Source organism: Gemmata sp. (assembly GCF_051859125.1).
Classification (GTDB): Bacteria; Planctomycetota; Planctomycetia; order Gemmatales; family Gemmataceae; genus Gemmata.
Genome location: NZ_JBHYGG010000292.1, coordinates 1 through 15,943, shown reverse-complemented (window position 1 = coordinate 15,943; position 15,943 = coordinate 1). Strand labels below are relative to the sequence as shown.

13 protein-coding genes are annotated in these 15,943 nt (G+C 70.7%); 7 read left to right on the top strand and 6 right to left on the bottom strand.

From position 1 onward, the window contains the following. The first annotated feature begins 46 nt into the window (after nucleotides 1-46). Nucleotides 47-748, top strand: a complete 702-nt coding sequence (locus ACTIGN_RS30810) for a YqjF family protein (protein ID WP_439631176.1) — start codon at nucleotides 47-49, stop codon at nucleotides 746-748. A 123-nt stretch (nucleotides 749-871) separates the two neighbouring features. Here the strand turns inward: ACTIGN_RS30810 and ACTIGN_RS30805 are convergent, their stop codons facing one another. After that, complete coding sequence (locus ACTIGN_RS30805) at nucleotides 872-1,315, bottom strand: hypothetical protein (protein ID WP_439631174.1); 444 nt, start codon at nucleotides 1,313-1,315, stop codon at nucleotides 872-874. 95 nt (nucleotides 1,316-1,410) lie between these two features. Between ACTIGN_RS30805 and ACTIGN_RS30800 the strand changes: the two genes are divergently transcribed. After that, nucleotides 1,411-2,352: a DUF1559 domain-containing protein gene (locus ACTIGN_RS30800; RefSeq protein WP_439631172.1), complete on the top strand. Its 942-nt coding sequence runs from the start codon at nucleotides 1,411-1,413 to the stop codon at nucleotides 2,350-2,352. 20 nt (nucleotides 2,353-2,372) lie between these two features. Beyond that, a complete protein-coding gene (locus tag ACTIGN_RS30795; protein WP_439631170.1) occupies nucleotides 2,373-2,792 on the top strand; it encodes a hypothetical protein in 420 nt (139 codons plus the stop codon). Between the two features lie 285 nt (nucleotides 2,793-3,077). Here ACTIGN_RS30795 and ACTIGN_RS30790 read toward each other — a convergent pair whose 3' ends face one another. The 5 genes from ACTIGN_RS30790 to ACTIGN_RS30770 all read right to left on the bottom strand — a co-directional run bounded on the left by ACTIGN_RS30790 (nucleotide 3,078) and on the right by ACTIGN_RS30770 (nucleotide 12,481). Then, nucleotides 3,078-4,598 (bottom strand): c-type cytochrome domain-containing protein, encoded by a 1,521-nt coding sequence (locus ACTIGN_RS30790; RefSeq protein WP_439631168.1) that lies wholly within the window; start codon nucleotides 4,596-4,598, stop codon nucleotides 3,078-3,080. Between the two features lie 207 nt (nucleotides 4,599-4,805). Continuing rightward, on the bottom strand, nucleotides 4,806-7,466 hold the full coding sequence (locus tag ACTIGN_RS30785) for a hypothetical protein (RefSeq protein WP_439631166.1): 2,661 nt from the start codon (nucleotides 7,464-7,466) through the stop codon (nucleotides 4,806-4,808). Between the two features lie 295 nt (nucleotides 7,467-7,761). After that, complete coding sequence (locus tag ACTIGN_RS30780; RefSeq protein WP_439631164.1) at nucleotides 7,762-8,538, bottom strand: class I SAM-dependent methyltransferase; 777 nt, start codon at nucleotides 8,536-8,538, stop codon at nucleotides 7,762-7,764. A gap of 67 nt (nucleotides 8,539-8,605) precedes the next feature. Next, the gene (locus tag ACTIGN_RS30775; protein WP_439631162.1) at nucleotides 8,606-9,541 is read right to left on the bottom strand and encodes a nucleotidyltransferase domain-containing protein; all 936 of its coding nucleotides are present in this window, start codon (nucleotides 9,539-9,541) and stop codon (nucleotides 8,606-8,608) included. A gap of 306 nt (nucleotides 9,542-9,847) precedes the next feature. After that, nucleotides 9,848-12,481 (bottom strand): S41 family peptidase, encoded by a 2,634-nt coding sequence (locus ACTIGN_RS30770; protein ID WP_439631160.1) that lies wholly within the window; start codon nucleotides 12,479-12,481, stop codon nucleotides 9,848-9,850. Nucleotides 12,482-12,955: 474 nt separating this feature from the next. Here ACTIGN_RS30770 and ACTIGN_RS30765 point away from each other — a divergent pair, with 474 nt between their 5' ends. From ACTIGN_RS30765 to ACTIGN_RS30750, 4 genes are all read left to right on the top strand, one after another. Then, nucleotides 12,956-13,912, top strand: a complete 957-nt coding sequence (locus ACTIGN_RS30765; RefSeq protein ID WP_439631158.1) for a hypothetical protein — start codon at nucleotides 12,956-12,958, stop codon at nucleotides 13,910-13,912. Then, a complete protein-coding gene (locus ACTIGN_RS30760; RefSeq protein WP_439631156.1) occupies nucleotides 13,909-14,478 on the top strand; it encodes an RNA polymerase sigma factor in 570 nt (189 codons plus the stop codon). The genes ACTIGN_RS30765 and ACTIGN_RS30760 overlap by 4 nt, the downstream gene beginning before the upstream one ends. Next, a complete protein-coding gene (locus ACTIGN_RS30755) occupies nucleotides 14,471-15,142 on the top strand; it encodes a hypothetical protein (RefSeq protein ID WP_439631154.1) in 672 nt (223 codons plus the stop codon). The genes ACTIGN_RS30760 and ACTIGN_RS30755 overlap by 8 nt, the downstream gene beginning before the upstream one ends. Before the next feature lie 113 nt (nucleotides 15,143-15,255). Beyond that, entirely contained in the window at nucleotides 15,256-15,804 is a 549-nt protein-coding gene (locus ACTIGN_RS30750) for a hypothetical protein (protein WP_439631153.1), read from the top strand. The last annotated feature ends 139 nt before the right edge of the window (nucleotides 15,805-15,943 follow it).

The following is a 15,943-nucleotide window of genomic DNA, read 5'->3' as shown; positions in this document are numbered from 1 at the left end:
CGTTCGCTACGGCCACCTTTTTGCTCCACTACTACACCAATACCCCATGAACACGCGCCGCTCGTTCCTGACCGCCCGGTGGTGCAACCTCATCCTGGCGAACTACGCCGTGCCCGAGGAGTTGCTCGCGCCGCTCGTGCCGCCCGGGTGCGAACTCGACCGCCGCGACGGCCGGTGCTGGGCCAGCCTCGTCGCGTTCCAGTTCCTCGACACCAAGGTGCTCGGCGTCGGCTGGCCCGGGTTCCGCAACTTCCCCGAGTGGAACCTTCGGTTCTACGTGTCGCACAACGGGCAGCGCGGCGTGTGCTTCGTCCGCGAGTTCGTGCCGTCGTGGCTCGTCGCGACCACGGCCCGCGTGATCTACAACGAGCCGTACCGCTCGGCCCGCATGACGATGGACGTGACCGAGCGGCCCGAAGCGATCACCGCGGCGTACTCGCTGACGTGGGGGGGACGCGTCCACTCGATGCGGGCGGTCGGCGCGCGGCCCGCCGTGCGGCCGGGTGCGGACAGCGTCGAGCACTGGTTCAAGGAGCACGCGTGGGGGTTCGGCACGGGCCGCCGCGGGAAGTTGATCCGCTACGAGGTGGACCACCCCGAGTGGGACGTCCACCCCGTCACCGAGTTCGCTGCCGACGTGGACTGGGCCTCGCTGTACGGCCCCGAGTGGGCCGCGATGCAGCAGGCCGAGCCGGGCAGCGTCGTCCTCGCCGCGGGCTCGGCCGTGAGCGTGTACCCGAAGGGGTAGCGCAGCTTCACTGCAAATTCGAAGTACGAAGCACGAAATCCGAAACTCGGACACCGGCTCGTGGTCCGCCGCGCGTTCGGATTTCGTGCTTCGAATTTCGGATTTGCGGCGGAGCCGCGTCGGTCACTTTCCCGCGAGCGTGACGGCGACGAGCGTCAGCGCGACGACGGCGAGGACCAGGCTGCCGAGGATGATGGTCCGCAGCAGGCCGTACATGTTGTGGAGCTTGCCCAGCGCGTTCATCAGGTGCCACACGTCCTCGTTCTTCGTCTCGACGATCTTGCGGAACGAGCCGGCCGCGCCGCCGGTCCAGAACCCGATGCACAGGCACAGCAGCGCCGCGGCCCCGAGGCCGACCGGCGGCCCGTACCCGCCGCCGACCTGGATCGCGCTCGTCACGGACAGCCCGCACAGCACCGCGAACGCCAGCCCCAGGAGCTGCATCAGCCCGCCGACGACCTGCATCGCGTCGGCCAGCGCCGAAAACTGCTTGTTGTGCTCATCACTGAACTCGTACTGGGCCGATTTGTACTCTTTGATGGGCGGGACGTCGGGGCCGGCGGACATGGTCGTCTCCTGAGTGCCGTGTGGCGGGAACACAACCGCTATGCTACCCTGTGGTTCGCCCGATCGGTTCATTTCTTCTCCCAGTGGGCCGAACCATGCTCATTCGTCGCCGGTCCGGATTCACGCTCATTGAACTGCTGGTGGTGATCGCCATCATCGCCATCCTGATCGGGTTGTTGCTGCCGGCGGTCCAGAAGGTCCGCGAGGCGGCGGCGCGGGCCAAGTGCTCCAACAACATGAAGCAGGTCGCCCTCGGCATGCTGATGTGCCACGACACCCTGGCCGGGTTCCCCGAGGGGGTCACGACCGTCACGCCGAACATCTGGGGCCACGGGAACTGGCAGGTCACCGTGCTCACCTACATCGAGCAGGACGCGCTCCGGAAGCAGCACTTCGACTACGGCATCAACGGCCGCCTCTACGACCACGCCGACAACCGCAACGGGGCCACCGGCAAGGTGGTCCAGACGCTCCTGTGCCCGAGCGACGGGGGCACCAACCCGGACGGGTGGCCGTCCGGGGCCACCCCGAAGGTGACGTACCACAACATGGTCGTCAACTTCGGGAACACCGGCATCAACGACGGGAGCGCGGCGTGGCAGGTCACCACGCTCAACGGGGTCACGTTCAAGGGCGCGCCGTTCACCGCCGGGAACCCGCAGAAGCTCACCGACATCACGGACGGGTCGAGCAACACCGTCATGCTGTCGGAAGTGATCATCGGCCGCGGGAACGACCTGCGGGGGCTAACGTGGTGGGCCACCGCGTCCGGGTTCAGCTCGCAGTTGCGGCCCAACGACACGGCCCCGGACCTGTCGTGGTCCGATTCGAGCTGGTGCAACCCGAACGCGCCGAACCCGCCGTGCGCGTTCCGGTCCGCCGCGTACGTGTTCGGCGCCCGGAGCCGGCACACCGGTGGGGTGAACGCGGCGCTGTGCGACGGGAGCGCGCGGTTCGTCAGCAACGGCATCTCGGCCGCGACCTGGCAGGCGGCCAGCACGACCAAGGGCGGCGAGACCAACAACAGCGACTGGTGACACCGCCCACGGAGCGTTCGATGCGAATGTCGCGCGGGATCACCGTCACGCTGCTGTCGGGGCTGATGCTCACGGCGTGCCTGACGACCGGCGGGTGCGGGCGGCGGCTCCCGGAGCGGACGTGGTACGACGCCCAGGGGCACGCGATCGCCGAGAACTGGGCGACCGACGCCGACGGCAAGCCGGTGCCGAGCCCGCACCCCTACGACCGGTACGGCCGCCCGTGGGCGTACGACTCGACCGGCGCGCTGGCCCCGCTCCCGCCGCCGTCCGGCCCGCGGTACCACCCCGTGGCGTGGATCTGGGGCGGCGGCGGCTACCGCTCGACCACCTCGGGGACGTCGTACCGCGGGGGCACCTCGTCGCCGTCGCCGTCGTCGCCGTCGGTCACGCACGGCGGGTTCGGCAGCACCGGCGCACACGTGAGCGCCGGGTCGTAGTGTTCCGGGGAGGGCTCGCGGCAACGGTGATCGAGGTGCGTGATCACCCCTCACCCGCCGCGGCCAGAGCCCCGCGGCGACCTCTCCCCGTAGGAACGGGGCGAGGTGGGGGCGGCTGGCTTCCTCCGACGCTGGCCGGACCACGTTGCCTCGGAGAAGCCCGGTGTGCCCCACCTCGCCCCGTTCCTACGGGGAGAGGTCGCGACGAGTCCGCGAGTCGCGGGTGAGGGGCCACCACCAGAACCATGCCTCGGGGGGCTCACGCCCCCCGCTCGCCGAGACGCATCACTTCTTCTTGGGCTCGTCCTTCTTCGGTTCCTCTTTCTTGGGCTCGTCCTTCTTCGGCTCGGCGTCGGGCGGCAGCGCGGCCTTGATGAGCGCGCCGCTCGTGCCGTTGTACACCCGCACGACGCCGTCCTCGCACCCGGTCGCGACCACGGTGCCGTCGGTGCTCGCGCTCACCGCGTAGATGAAGTCGCCGGCCCCGGGGAAGTTGCGGACGGTGCCGCCGTTCTCCGCGTTCCACATCCGCACGCTCGTGTCGCCGCTCCCGGTGAGGAACTGCGGGGTCTTGCCCACGAAGAACAGGTTCGTCACCTGCTTCGAGTGCCCGGTCAGGTCGCGGACCTTCTCGCCCTTCTCGTAGTCCCACACCTTCACGAAGTTGTCGGCCCCGCACGACGCGAGCTTCTTCCCGTCCGGGGTCCAGCCGACCCCCATGACGTGGTGCGTGTGCCCCTCGAACGACTTCACGAACTTGGCCGGCTTCCCGGCCTCGGCCGGCAGCTCGAACACCTTCACGAACTTGTCGGCCCCGCACGTCGCCAGCAGCTTGCCGTCCGGGCTGAACGCGACGCCGAACACGGTGTCGCTGTGCCCGCCCTTGATCTCGGTCACCGGCTTGCCGTCGGCGGCGAACACCTTGATCTCGCCGTCCTCGGTCGGCGCGCCGCCGCCGGTCGCGAAGAACTTGCCGTCGGCCGAGTACGCGACCGCGGTGACGCGGTCGGCGAAGTCGCCGATCCGGGCCTTCGGGGTGCCCTTGTCGAAGTCCCACAGGGTCAGCTCGCGGAAGCTCCCGGTGGCGAGCGTCTTGCCGTCCGGCGCGAACGCCATCGACTCGACGAGCGAGACGTGCGCGGCCTTCGGGTCCTTGCCGTCGGGGGTCTTCAGCGCCGGGTCCACGAGGGTCCGGGCGAACGCCCACTCGGTCGCGTCCTTGCCGCCCTTCTTGTCGGCCGGGATCACCTTGACCTCGAACACGTGGACCTGGTTCCCGCGGCTCGCGGCGACCGTCTTGCCGTCCGGGGCCACCGCCACCGCCCGCACCGGCTTCACGAGCGCCGGCGGCAGGTTCACGACGATCTTCTCCTTCACCCGGACCGACGTGGGGGCCTTCGCGCCCTGGTCGATCCACAACTTGACGAGCGCCAGTTCCTTCGGCGTGAGCGGCTCCTCGGTCTTGGGCGGCATGATCGGCTTCACGTTCCGGGCGCACGACTGGTACAGGAAGCTGTCGCCCGACTTGCCCGGGACGACCACCTTCGCGCCGCGCTTCGACCCGCCCTTCAGCACCTTCTCGTAGGTGCCCATGTCGTACTTGCCGTTCGAGTCGATCACGTTCCCCGAGTGGCACACGTAGCACTTGTTCTTGAAGATCGGCTCGATGTCGGCCCCGTACTCGACGGGCGCGGCGAGCTTCAGCTCCGCGGGCGTGATCGGCCCGAACTCGTCCTTCTTGGGCTCCTGCGGGGTCGCGGCGTGCGCGACGAGCAGGAGTGCGGCGAACGCGATGAACCGGCGCATGGGGGGAGATCCTCGGGTGTGTCGGGTGTATCGGGTGTCGTGAAATTCGGGGCGGGGCTTCCGGAACGATCATCGCACGGCCGAGGGTGCTACTTCGGGCGAACCCTGAGCGCCAGCGAGGGGGTGTGGCGCACCCCCTCGCTGGCGCTCAGGGTTCGCCCGGTCACCGGACCGGCTCCTCGCCCGATCCCCGATCCCCGGCTCCTGTCACTTCGCCACGGTGAACGTGACCTTGGCCTCGTGCGTGACCGGGTGCTTGTTGTCGTACAGGGCCGCGACGGTCACGGTCGCGTTGCTCACGCTGCCGGGCTTGGCGTCGGCCGCGGCCCTCACCACGAGCTTGACCTCGGACTGCCCGGCCGGGATCGTCACCTCGTCGGCGGTCACGCCGGTGGTGCCCATCGGGGCGGCGAACTTCACCGTGTACGGGCCGGCGTAGTCGAACTGCCGCTCGACCTTCACCACCAACTCGCCGGTCGCCCCGAGCTTGAGCGCGCCCGGCATGTTCGCGACGGTGAGCTTCGCGAGCGAGGTCGGGATCACGGTCACGAGCAGCGGGTCGGCGAACTCCTCCTCGGGGACGTTCGCCTTCTGCTTGGCGACCGTGTCGCGGACGAACGGCACCTGCGCGACGCCCTTCACGGTGACCGCGTACACGCCCGGCGCGGCGTTCGGCTTCACGTCGAAGTTCAGCGTGCCCTCGGGCTTCTCCTTCGTCGGCTGCGCTCCGGCCTGCACAGTAAGTGGAGCGTTCTGCGGGTTCGGGGCGAGCGGCTCGGCCGTGAGCGTGACGGGCTGCTTCTCGGGCGCGGCCCAGTTCACCTTCACCGGCACCGTGAACTTGTCGCCCTGCTTCACGATGATCGGGGCGGCGAGCTTCTCGTCCTTGCCGTTGAGCTTGATCGTCGCGCCGGCCGCGTCGACCGCGAGCGCGAACTGTGCCTTCTCGGGGCGGACCGCCAGCACCAGGGACTGGTCGAGCCGCGCGATCACCGGCGTGTTCGCGTTCTGTTGCACCGTGCCCCACGTCACGGTCGCGGGCCGGACCTCGCGGGTCACCGGCTTGCCGTCGGGGCCGGGGCCGGTCGCCTTCAGGGTGATCGGCGCGACGACCGGGGCCGCGTTCGCAGCGGCCTGGAGGACGAGCACGCCCCACCGCGCGCCGGGGCCGATGGTCACCGGCTTCGCGGTCACGCCGGCCGGGAGCCCCTCGGCGGTCACGGTCACCGCACCCGAGTACCCGTCGGCCCGGTGAACGAACACGTCGAGCGCCTGGGTGCCGCCCTGCCACGCGGTCGGGCCGCTCTGGAAGAACCGGCTGTACGGCATCGCGACGGCGCGGAAGTCGGGCCTCGCCGGGGCGACCCGCAGCCGGTACGTCGCCCGCGGGCCGGTCAGCACGCCGGCCTCGCGGCACCCGACGAGGATCAGGTACTTGCCGTCCTCGGGGGCGGTGAACTTGTACGGCGCCGGGTCGGTCGAGCGGGTGTAGAACCCGAACGGGTGCAGGCTGTCCGGGTCGTCGTCCTGCTCGCCCGAGAGGTCGCGCTTCGGGTCCTTGCCGTCGCGGACCGACAGGTAGAAGTCGGCCTCGACGCCGATCCGCACGGCCGCGAGGTCGATCAGGAGCGCCTCGCCCTTCTTCGCGTCGAAGCTGTACCAGTCCGAGTCGCCGCGGCGGGCGATGAACCCGGCCACCTCGCACGGCGCCGTGATCGGCTCCGCGCTCGACGGGGTCGAACCACCGGCGTTCTTCTTAACGACGACCTTCTCGCGGGCGAAGTAGATCGGCACCGGGTTCGACGCCCCGGTCGGCCCCGTGAACACGTACTCGAACCCGTCCTGCAGCGCGGTCGCCGGGTCGATCCGGTCGCGGACCGCGAGCCGCGTCGCGGCCGCCGGGTCGGTCGGCGGGGTGACGGTGACGGTGAGCTTTTCGAGGGGCCGGCCGTCGACCGCGAACCCGTCGGCGGGCTGGCCGCCGGGGAGGTTGCGGCCGTAGAGCGTGACCTGCGCCGGCTTCCCGGGCTCGATCACCGGCGGGAACACGGCGTCGATCCACGGGCCGGTGCCGACCGTCAGGCGGTAGACGAAGTCGGCCCCGCCGCCCTGGTACGCGAACTGCGCGAGGCGGACGAGGTAGTCGCCGTCCTCGGGGGCGATCAGGTCGGCGACCGCGTCGCCGTCCTTGTAGTTGCGGTTGGAGGTGAACTTGGTCCCGGCCGCGGAGTACACCTCGATCATCGGCGTGGCCCGGGTGTCGATGGTCGACGCCCGGCACGCGATCACGACCCGCTGCCCCTTCTTGGCGGTGAACACACTGTAATCGACGTCGGTGTTCGCGGTCAGCACGCCGTTGATCGTGGTGCCGAGCGCGACCCGCTGCGCCTCGCCGACGTCGTTGTTCGGCTCCCGCTCGTAGAGTTCGGGGAGCGCGCCGACGACGAACGCCCGCGGGTTGCTGACGCCGTACTTGCCGACGAACCGCACGTCGTAGGTGCCCGGCGGCACGTCGGCCGCGACCGCCACCTTGAACTTGTGGGCGGTCGCGTTCGCCTTCTTCGCCGGGGGCGGGTCCTTCTTCTTCGGGTCGATCGGTTGCTCGGGGGGCGGCACGAAGGTGCCCGTGATGCCGGGGTGCGAGAAGTACAGCCGCTCGGGCTCGTCGAGGTCGGTGCCGGTGACGGTGAGTTCGTCGGCGGCGACGGTGACGCCGAGGGCGGTCACCTTCTGCGGCGGCCCGGCCTTCGCGCCGGCGGGAAACACGGTGCCGATGCGGGCGGTCGGCAGCCCGGGGGGCGGGGCCTGCTGGGCCGCGGCGGTGCCGCAGGCCACCAGACCGAGGAGGCCGTAGACGAGCCGGCGCATGTGAGGTCTCCTTGGGAGGAGGGCAGCCAGGAGAGCGTGTCGCGGTCCCGGGGGGCTGAACCGAGCGGTCGTGACGCACCGGAGTGCGGTCTGGCGGGTAGAAGTGAATGGTAAGCCCGCGCCGGGGGCCGGTCAAGGAAATCACGCGAAAGCGCGAGCGGCGGGAGGTGCGACGTGCGTGGATCGTGAACCGGGGCGAGCGGGGGGCGTGAGCCCCCCGAGTGCTGGCGTTCGCCAACGACCCGGGGGGCTCACGCCCCCCGCTCGCCCAGATCCACAGGCTGGAACGTTCCCCTCACCCGGCCGGCATGGGCGGGGGGTACGGGTCGGGCTTCTTGACGATCACGTGCCCGTGCGACACCCGCACCCATTCGAGCCGGGACGCCCGCGGCGTGCCGCGGCCGAACTGGTGGTGGGTGCGGTCCGCGGCCCCGCACTCGTCGACCAGTTCCTTCACGAACCCGACCATGCCGTAGTCGTGGCTCGGGAACCGCGCCTGGACCCAGTTCCACCGCAGGTAGCCCACCGCCTTGCGGAGCGCCCGCGACCCGCGGACCCACGGCCGCGGGGCCAGGGCGTTGAACACCCGCTCGCGCCGCGAGAACACCGGCTCCGGGGGCGTGTAGTGCCGCCCGTCCGGGTAATCGGGCCAGTACCCCGTGCCCCAGTCCTCGATGAAGTACAGCCCGCCGGGCTTGAGGTGGTGCTCGTACAGGTGCCAGAAGCTCAGCCGGGTGAACTGCCCGACGTGCGAGGCGTCGTCGATGACCACGTCGAACCCGTCCGGGGCCACCTCCGCGGCGATCCGGTCGAGGACCACGGGGTCCTGCTGCTCGCCCTGAAAGCACTGGACGCCCGGCTCGTCCAGGTCCACCGCCCGGATGTCGAGCCCCGCGATCGTGGCGCTCGGGAGCATTTGCCGCCAGTACCGGAGGGAATCGCCGTTCGCAATTCCCAGCTCCAGGAGTTTGAGTGGTTGGTCGCGGACCGGCCCGAGGTACTCCTCGTAGTTCCGCAAGTAGTGTGAAAGGCCGAGCTTATCGATACGAACCGAGGCGGTCGCCGGCGGCATGGGCACTCCTCCATAAGGACGCCCGGGGGTGAGAGCGAATTCCGCGCCGGACGCCCCGCCCGCACCGTCACTTCGCCCGCCGGCGCCGCGCGGCGATCAGGAACCGGTTGGCCCGCTCGGTGTCCGGCTTCTCGGGGAGCGCGGTGCGGGTGAACGCCTCCTGGAACCGCCGGTCGAGGTCCAGCGCCCGCTCCGACACCTCGTCGAACGACACCTTCCCGTGCCGGATCGCGAGCAACTCGTCCCGGTGCTCCCGCACGTCGACGCGGACCTCGCCGTCGGCCATCGCGTGGATGCCGCTGTGCAGCAGGCGGATCAGGTGCATCGCGTGCTTCGCCTTGAAGTGCCCGGTCGCGTCGTACCCCCGCCGCATCAGCCGGAACTGCGAGATCACGTACCCCGAGTACGTGCGGTACAGGTGCCGCGACAGGAAGCACGTGCGGATCGACCGGAGCTCGTCGCCGGTCTCGTCGCTGTGCAGCACCGCCGGGGTCCACAGCGCTTCGAGGATGTTCGGGTTCGCGTGCAGCGCCAGCCGCACGAACTTCTCGATCTCCCAGTCGACCTCCTCGACGCCGGGGGCGAAGCTCTCGACCTGCTCCGGCGGCTTGGTGAGGGACCAGTGCCAGTCGGCCGGCGGGAGGTACACGCCGCGGCGGTCCTCGTCGGACGCCTCGGTCGAGAGGCCGAACGCCCGCGACCCGACCATCACGCGGTACACGACGAGCGCCGACACGTCCGGTCCGGCGGTACCGGTCGCCTCGACGGAATGGTCCACGCGCCGCACGAGGAGTTCGCCGAACTTGAGCCGCACCTCGGTGCCGTCGAGGAACCGCACGAGGTACGCGCGGTCGTTCGACTCGGGCGCGTCGGCGACCACGCCGACGGTGCCGGCCGGCTTCTCGGGGCCGGGGCCGGGCACCCGCCGCGCGTACCGCAGCACCACCTGCGTCCCGACGGGGATGAGGAAGTTCGGCGGCAGGTTGTCGTCGCGGTCGGTCATGGTCTTGGTGGGTACCCCGCAGGGGTTGCCGGAGTTCCATAGGTTTGGGCGAGCGGGGGCGTGAGCCCCCGCGTTCTTCTCATCGCGCGACCTCGGGGGGCTCACGCCCCCCGCTCGCCAACATCGACCGGAGGTACGGACACGCGCCTGGCGCGGAGGTTCTGGTCGCGCCCCAAACGCACCGGGCGGCGCGGGACCGGATCGCTCCGTGTCCCGCGCCGCCCGGCGCTTTGGTGGGGCAGACATTCCCGTCTGCCTCTTGACGCGGTTGGAGGCAGACAGGAATGTCTGCCCCACCGTGCGGGACTACTCCTTCCCCGCCTTGCCGCTGGCCTTCACGAGGTCGCGGAGCTGCTCCAGCGCCTTGGCGAGTTGCTTGTCCTTCTCGGGGGTCACCTTCGCGCCGGGCTTGCCGGGCGGCGGGATCACGAGCAGGTCCTGGGCGTACTCGTACCAGTCGTTCAGCTCCTCGGAGCTGAGCTTCACCTCGAACCCGGCGTCGGGCTTCACGCCCCACTCCTTGATCGTCGGGTCCTGCTCGGTAGCGAGCTTGTCGATGTTGCGGCCGCTCGGCGGGTAGTACCGGGCGATGGTGTACTTGAGCTGCCCGCCGGTGGGCGTGAACTCGCGGACGTCCTGCACGCTCCCCTTGCCGTAGCTCCGCTCGCCGACGATGGTGGCGCGGGCGTGGTCCTGGAGGCACGCGGCGACGATCTCGCTGGCGCTGGCGCTGTTGCCGTTGACCAGCACGACGATCTCGAAGCTCTTGTCGCCGGCGGCCTCGGCCTTGTACTCGCGGACCGCGCCGGCCCGGGGCTTCACGGTCACCACCTTCTCGCCCCGGTCGATGAACAGCTCGCACAGGTGCCACGCCGACGACAGGTACCCGCCCGGGTTCTCGCGGAGGTCGATGATGAGGCCGTTGAGCCCCGTCTTCTTGAGCTGCGCGATCGCCTTCTTCAGGTCGGTGACGGTGCCGAACTCCTCGCGGCCGTCCTCGTCGAGGTCGATGGCGATGAACTGGGTGACGTGGACGTACCCGATCTTGTTCTTCTCGTCGAGGTAGAAGGTCCAGTCGGCGTTCTTGTCCCGCTGCACCCCGTGGACGGTCTCGACCATCACGAAGTTGCGGAAGATCTTGAACTCCTTGGGCTCCTTGAGCCCCTCGCGCTGGACCATGAGGCTGACGGGCGAGTCCGGCGCGCCGAGGATCAGGGTGACCGCGTCCTCGGTCTTCATCCCCTTGGTCGAGAACACCCGCTGGGCGTCGGCCGGGAGCGGCTTGCCGAACTTGTCGACCTCGAGGCGGATCTCGGTGATGAGGTCGCCGGCCTGGATCCCGGCCTTGTACGCCGGGCTCCCCTTGATCGGGGTGGCGACGAGGAGCCCGTCGCGGACCGCGTCGCGGCGGATCTGGATGCCGACCCCGGGGAACCGGCCCTGGAGCTGGCTCTGCATCTTCAGCACGCCGGCCTTGTCGGTGTAGACCGTGTACCGGTCGTTGAGGCTCCCCGAGGCCATCGCCAGCGCGACGTCCACGGCCTTGTCGCCGTCGAGGTCCTCGCGGTGCCCGAGCCGCACGCGGGCGTCGGCGAGCAGCTCGCCCTGGCGCTCGCGGGTCAGCTCCTTGGGCCGCTTCAGCGCGTCCTCGAGGTCGCCCGGGAGCGGCTCCTCGGCCCGGGTGTACAGCCCCTTGATCGCGGCCGCGACCAGCTCGCCCGAGGTGACCGGCTTGATGTACCGGCCGGTGATCTCGCGGGTCCACGACTCGACCTTCTTGGCGAACTCGGTCCCCTCCTCGGGCTGCATCTTGAGCGCCTCGCGGAGCGTCTTGCGGGTGGCCAGCACCTCGTCCACGGTGGCCTTGCCGTCGGCCAGCGCCTGGTACGCCTTGCGGAGGCTCTGCTGCCACTTGAGCCGGGGCATGCGGAAGAGCAGGTTCGCCGCCTCCTTGCCGTCGTCCTCGGTCAGCTTGCCGGCCTTGACCAGGGCCGCGACCGCGTCGAGCCGCTTGGCGACCGCGTCGGTCAGGGTCGCGTCCCGGGTCACCCAGAACCGGCTCGTGGTCTGCCCGATGACGAACGGGACCAGCTCCTTTTCCTTGTCCGTCTTGCCCAGCTCGCGGGCCCCGTTGGGGATCTCCTTTTCCAGGTACTTCCCGAGTTCGCCGATGGTGACGAGGCCGTCGGGCTCGTCGCCGGTGAAATACGGCTTCTGGTCGGCCTTGCCCGACAGGCCGTCGGCCAGGACGCTGTAGAACAGGCCGTGGTCGCCCTTGGTGAGCGGGAGCCGGAACGGGAGGTTGCCGAAGATCACGACGCGGTCGGTGAGGAGCGAGGCGTCCTCGCGGTCGTCGTCGCCGTACACGAGCTTGATGTACGGGGCGACGGTCGGTTCCACGACCTTCTCGTCGCCGGCGTCGAACCCCTTGTACGCGACGTCCATCATCAGCAGGAGCTTCTGGCCGTTGAGCTTCTTGAACGCGGGCTCGAGTTCGTTGGGGGTCAGGGCCGTCTTGGCGCGGTCCTTGAACACCGACTCGGCGGTGAAGAAGCACGGCTTGTCGGCGATCGACGACCCGCGGCCGAAGAAGGCGATGATGAGCAGGTCGTTCTTGCCGGTGGCCTCGACCCCGGCCTCGATCGCCTTGACGATCGCCTCGCGGGTGCCGTCGGCCGAGGTGAGCAGCTTGGCCCGGTCCGGGGCGATCCCGAGGACCGCCTTGTCGGTGAGGAGCTTGGTGAGCGCCTTGGCGTCGGCATCGGCCGTGGGCCGGGCGTGGATGGCCTTGTCCTTGAACTCGCCGACGCCGACGGCGACGAGGTACGGCTTGCCGGGTCCGTTGGCCGGGTCGGCCGGGTCGGCCGCGAGGGCCGGGGCCGCGGACCCGGCGGCCACCGCCGCCGCGAAGAGACCGAGCAACCACGTGCGCAGGTTCATGTCGAAGGTACCTTGTTCCGTGCCGGGCATGGCGGCCAACTGTGTCTGCTCCATTGTGGGGGGGACCGTCTTACCCCGTCAACCGCATTTACGCGAGCGTTACCCCCGGACGATCGACCGCCCCGAAACCAACAGGTGCCCCCGGCGACGGGGGCGTGGTATCATCCGCGGGGGCTCGTGTGGCGGAATCGAACGCGCCAGGGACCGTGGCGAGCCGGGAGCGTCAGCGACCGGAGTTCTTCGTAAGCGCCCGCCTCCGGTCGCTGACGCTCCCGGCCCGCCGTGCGCCCGGACTTCCCTCGACCGCCGGCTGGCGCGGGCGACCGGGATCGCAAGTTTAGGGAGCGTCGGCGAGGGTTCGCCCAGCATTCACCTCCCCGGCGTTCCCGAACCGGCGCTGGCACACCGCCGGCACTTCGGCTACGATTCAATCACGCCGCCAGTTCTCCCCGCCGGTCGTCCGCGGAGCCGTTGATGCCTGTGACGTACACCTGCCCCAATGCCGATTGCGGGGCGAACATCAAAACGGCCGCGCGGGTGGCGGTCGGCAAGTCCGTGAAGTGCCCGAAGTGCGGCAAGGCGTTCACGCCGGAGCCGGGCGAGGCCGACGCGCCGGTCGAGACGTTCAAGCTCGCCGACGAGCCGCCGCCGAAGCGCCCGGCCCCGGTCGCCGCACCCAAGCCGGCCAGGGCCGTCAAGGCCCCGCCCAAGGACGCGCCCCCGCCGCCGCCCCCGCCCGCGGCGAGCCCGTTCGCCGACGACGACGACGAGTCCCAGGAGTCGATCAAGCGCGGCTACCAGATCACGCTCGAAACGGAAGCAGAGAAGAAGGAAGCGGAGAAGCACCGGCCGAAGTTCGAGGACGCGCAGGAGAAGTTCAAGAAGAGCGCCCGCGGGCCGGCGATGGCCCTGCTCGTGTTCCCCAGCAACCTGATGACCGCCGAAGGGCTCATCACCGCCGCGCTCGGCCTGGTGTGGTTCGTGCAGGGGGCGTGGCCGCTGCTCTTCAACGACGCCCCGCCCGGCGAAGAGGAGCTGGAAGAGGCGATCGTCGACATGATCGTCGGCATGTCGGTGTTCGTCTGGGGCGCGATGATCTGCTACGGCGCGAGCCAGATGCAGGAGCTCGGCTCGTACCCGTGGGCCATGACCGGGGCCGTCATGGCGATCGTTCCGGGGCTCGTCGGCATCGCGGCCATCCTCGCCCTCCAGAACCCCGCCGTGAAGGCCGGGTTCGACGAGAACGAGGAGGGTGGCCCGGACGATGACGAGGAGAAGGACGATGAGGAAGAAGACGACGACGGCGACGAGGAAGAGGACGACGAGGAAGAAGAGGAGAAGCCCAAGAAGAAGGCCAAGGCGAAGCCGAAGCCGCAGCTCAAGCTCAAGAAGAAGCGCAAGGACGAGGACGACGACGAGGACGACGAATGACCGCGACCGACCCGGCCGACCCGACCGACCCGACCGACGGCGACCTGCTCGTCCGCTTCACCGCGGGCGACGCGGCGGCGCTGGAGGCCCTGTTCGCCCGGTACGAGGGGCCGGTGTTCCGGTTCCTGTTCGGCATCCTCCGCGACCACCACGCGGCCGAGGACGCGCTCCAGGAGACGTTCGTGCAGGCGATCCGCTCGGCCGACGCCGTCACCCCCGAGGGGTTCCGCGGGTGGCTGTTCACCGTCGCGCACCGGCAGGCGATGCTCACGAAGCGGAAGGCCAAGCGGCTCCCGGCGCAGGCCGACGACCTCGTGCTGCTCGGGCTGGTCGGGGGCGACCCGGCCGACGCGCGGACGGCCCGCGCCGACGACGCCCGCGCGGTGTTCGAGCTGATCGACCTGCTCCCGGCCCCGCAGCGGGCGGTGATCCTGGCCCGGGTGGTCGAGGGGAAGAAGTTCCGCGAGGTGGCCGACGGGCTCGGGTGCCCGCTGAACACCGCCCTGGCCCGGATGCACGAGGGGCTGAAGAAGCTCCGCCAACTGTGGGAGGCCCGCCATGCATAAGGCTTCCGGTCACCCCGAGCCGGCGCTCCAGGCGGCCGCGCTGCGGTACGCCGCGGGCGACCTGTCGCCCGGCGAGGCGGCCGCGTTCGAGGCCCGCCTGGCCGCATCGCAGGAGGCCCGCGACGCGCTGAGCGAGGCGGTCCGCCTGTCGGCCGCGTGCCTGGGCCAGGCCCCGCCCGAGCCGCACTCCAGCTTCCGGGCCGCGATCCGCGAGCGGCTCAGGGGGTGGTGCCCGGAGTGGCTGGCCCGCCGCGCGTACCGCGGGCACCCCGCGACGTGGTCGGCGCTGGGCGCGTCGGTCGTCGTCGCGTGCGGGCTCGTCGGCGTGTCGCTCGCCGAGCGGAAGCGGCCGCCGGCCCCCGCCGCGCCCCTCGCCCCGGCGGTCGCGCGACCCGCCCCGAGCGAGCCGCCCCCGGCCGCCGACGCGGCCCCCCTGCCCCGCGAGGTCGAGGCGGTCGCGGTCGCGGTATCGGCGCCCCCCGCCCCCGCCGCCCCGTGCGGCGAGGCCGGCCCGTCGGTCGCCGAACTGTGGGCGCAGATGAGCACGCCCGAGAGCGTCGAGAGGGCCCACGAGGACGAGATGCGGTGGCGGAACCGGTACGGCGCCGCGACCGCGGGCGCCCCCGGGCGGCCGCCGTCGGCCGGCGACACCCGGGAGCAGTGAGCCGGGCCGCGGCCCGGCCCGGTTGGCAGTCAACTCACGTTTCGCAGTGCGGGTTCCGCCCCTCCGTTCCCGGAACCCGGTCCGCCCGTTCCCGCAGATGCCCCGGGGGGTCCATGTCCACCACCATCCGGTCCCTGTTCGCGGCCGCGTTCCTCCTGGCGCCGGCCGCGGCCCGCGCCGCCGAGCCGCTCCCGCGGTTCACCGAGGAGCGCGAGGCCGCGGCGCTGCTCTTCGTCCGCAAGCACTGTCAAGAGGTGCTCCCGCTCCTCGACGAGCTGAAGAAGGCGAACCGCGCCGCCTACGAGTCGCAGGTCCGCGAGACGTTCCAGGTGTCGGAGCTGCTGGCCGACCTGCAGGACGACCCGAAGCGGTACGACCTGGAGCTGCGGGCGTGGAAGGCCGAGAACCGGGCTCTGGTGCTGGTCGCGAAGCTCGCCACGCCCAGGGACGAGGACCGCAAGGCGATCGAGGACCAACTCCAGGCGCTGGCGCGGGAACTGGTCGAACTGGAGGCGCAGTCGCTGGAGCACCGCGTCGCGCTGCTCCAGGGCGAACTCGGGGCCGCGAAGGACGAGCTGAACAAGGTCCGCGACAACTTCGACCGGACCGTCAAGGACCGGTTCGACGCGCTCGTCGAGCGCGCCCGGAAGAAGAAGCAGTAGGGGAGACACGGAGTGGGGGAGACACACCGATTGGCGGTTGGGATCACCCAGCCGCACGGCGAGCCGGGAGCGTCAGCGACCGGAGTCTTGCGCTCGGACCAAACTCCGGTCGCTGAAGATCCCGGCTCGCCCTGCCCCC

Bases quoted from the DNA above. Each gene is read 5' to 3' on its own strand.
- ACTIGN_RS30810 (WP_439631176.1), top strand. From the start codon at position 47: ATGAACACGCGCCGCTCGTTCCTGACCGCCCGGTGGTGCAACCTCATC.
- ACTIGN_RS30805 (WP_439631174.1), bottom strand. From the start codon at position 1,315: ATGTCCGCCGGCCCCGACGTCCCGCCCATCAAAGAGTACAAATCGGCC.
- ACTIGN_RS30800 (WP_439631172.1), top strand. From the start codon at position 1,411: ATGCTCATTCGTCGCCGGTCCGGATTCACGCTCATTGAACTGCTGGTG.
- ACTIGN_RS30795 (WP_439631170.1), top strand. From the start codon at position 2,373: ATGCGAATGTCGCGCGGGATCACCGTCACGCTGCTGTCGGGGCTGATG.
- ACTIGN_RS30790 (WP_439631168.1), bottom strand. From the start codon at position 4,598: ATGCGCCGGTTCATCGCGTTCGCCGCACTCCTGCTCGTCGCGCACGCC.
- ACTIGN_RS30785 (WP_439631166.1), bottom strand. From the start codon at position 7,466: ATGCGCCGGCTCGTCTACGGCCTCCTCGGTCTGGTGGCCTGCGGCACC.
- ACTIGN_RS30780 (WP_439631164.1), bottom strand. From the start codon at position 8,538: ATGCCGCCGGCGACCGCCTCGGTTCGTATCGATAAGCTCGGCCTTTCA.
- ACTIGN_RS30775 (WP_439631162.1), bottom strand. From the start codon at position 9,541: ATGACCGACCGCGACGACAACCTGCCGCCGAACTTCCTCATCCCCGTC.
- ACTIGN_RS30770 (WP_439631160.1), bottom strand. From the start codon at position 12,481: ATGAACCTGCGCACGTGGTTGCTCGGTCTCTTCGCGGCGGCGGTGGCC.
- ACTIGN_RS30765 (WP_439631158.1), top strand. From the start codon at position 12,956: ATGCCTGTGACGTACACCTGCCCCAATGCCGATTGCGGGGCGAACATC.
- ACTIGN_RS30760 (WP_439631156.1), top strand. From the start codon at position 13,909: ATGACCGCGACCGACCCGGCCGACCCGACCGACCCGACCGACGGCGAC.
- ACTIGN_RS30755 (WP_439631154.1), top strand. From the start codon at position 14,471: ATGCATAAGGCTTCCGGTCACCCCGAGCCGGCGCTCCAGGCGGCCGCG.
- ACTIGN_RS30750 (WP_439631153.1), top strand. From the start codon at position 15,256: ATGTCCACCACCATCCGGTCCCTGTTCGCGGCCGCGTTCCTCCTGGCG.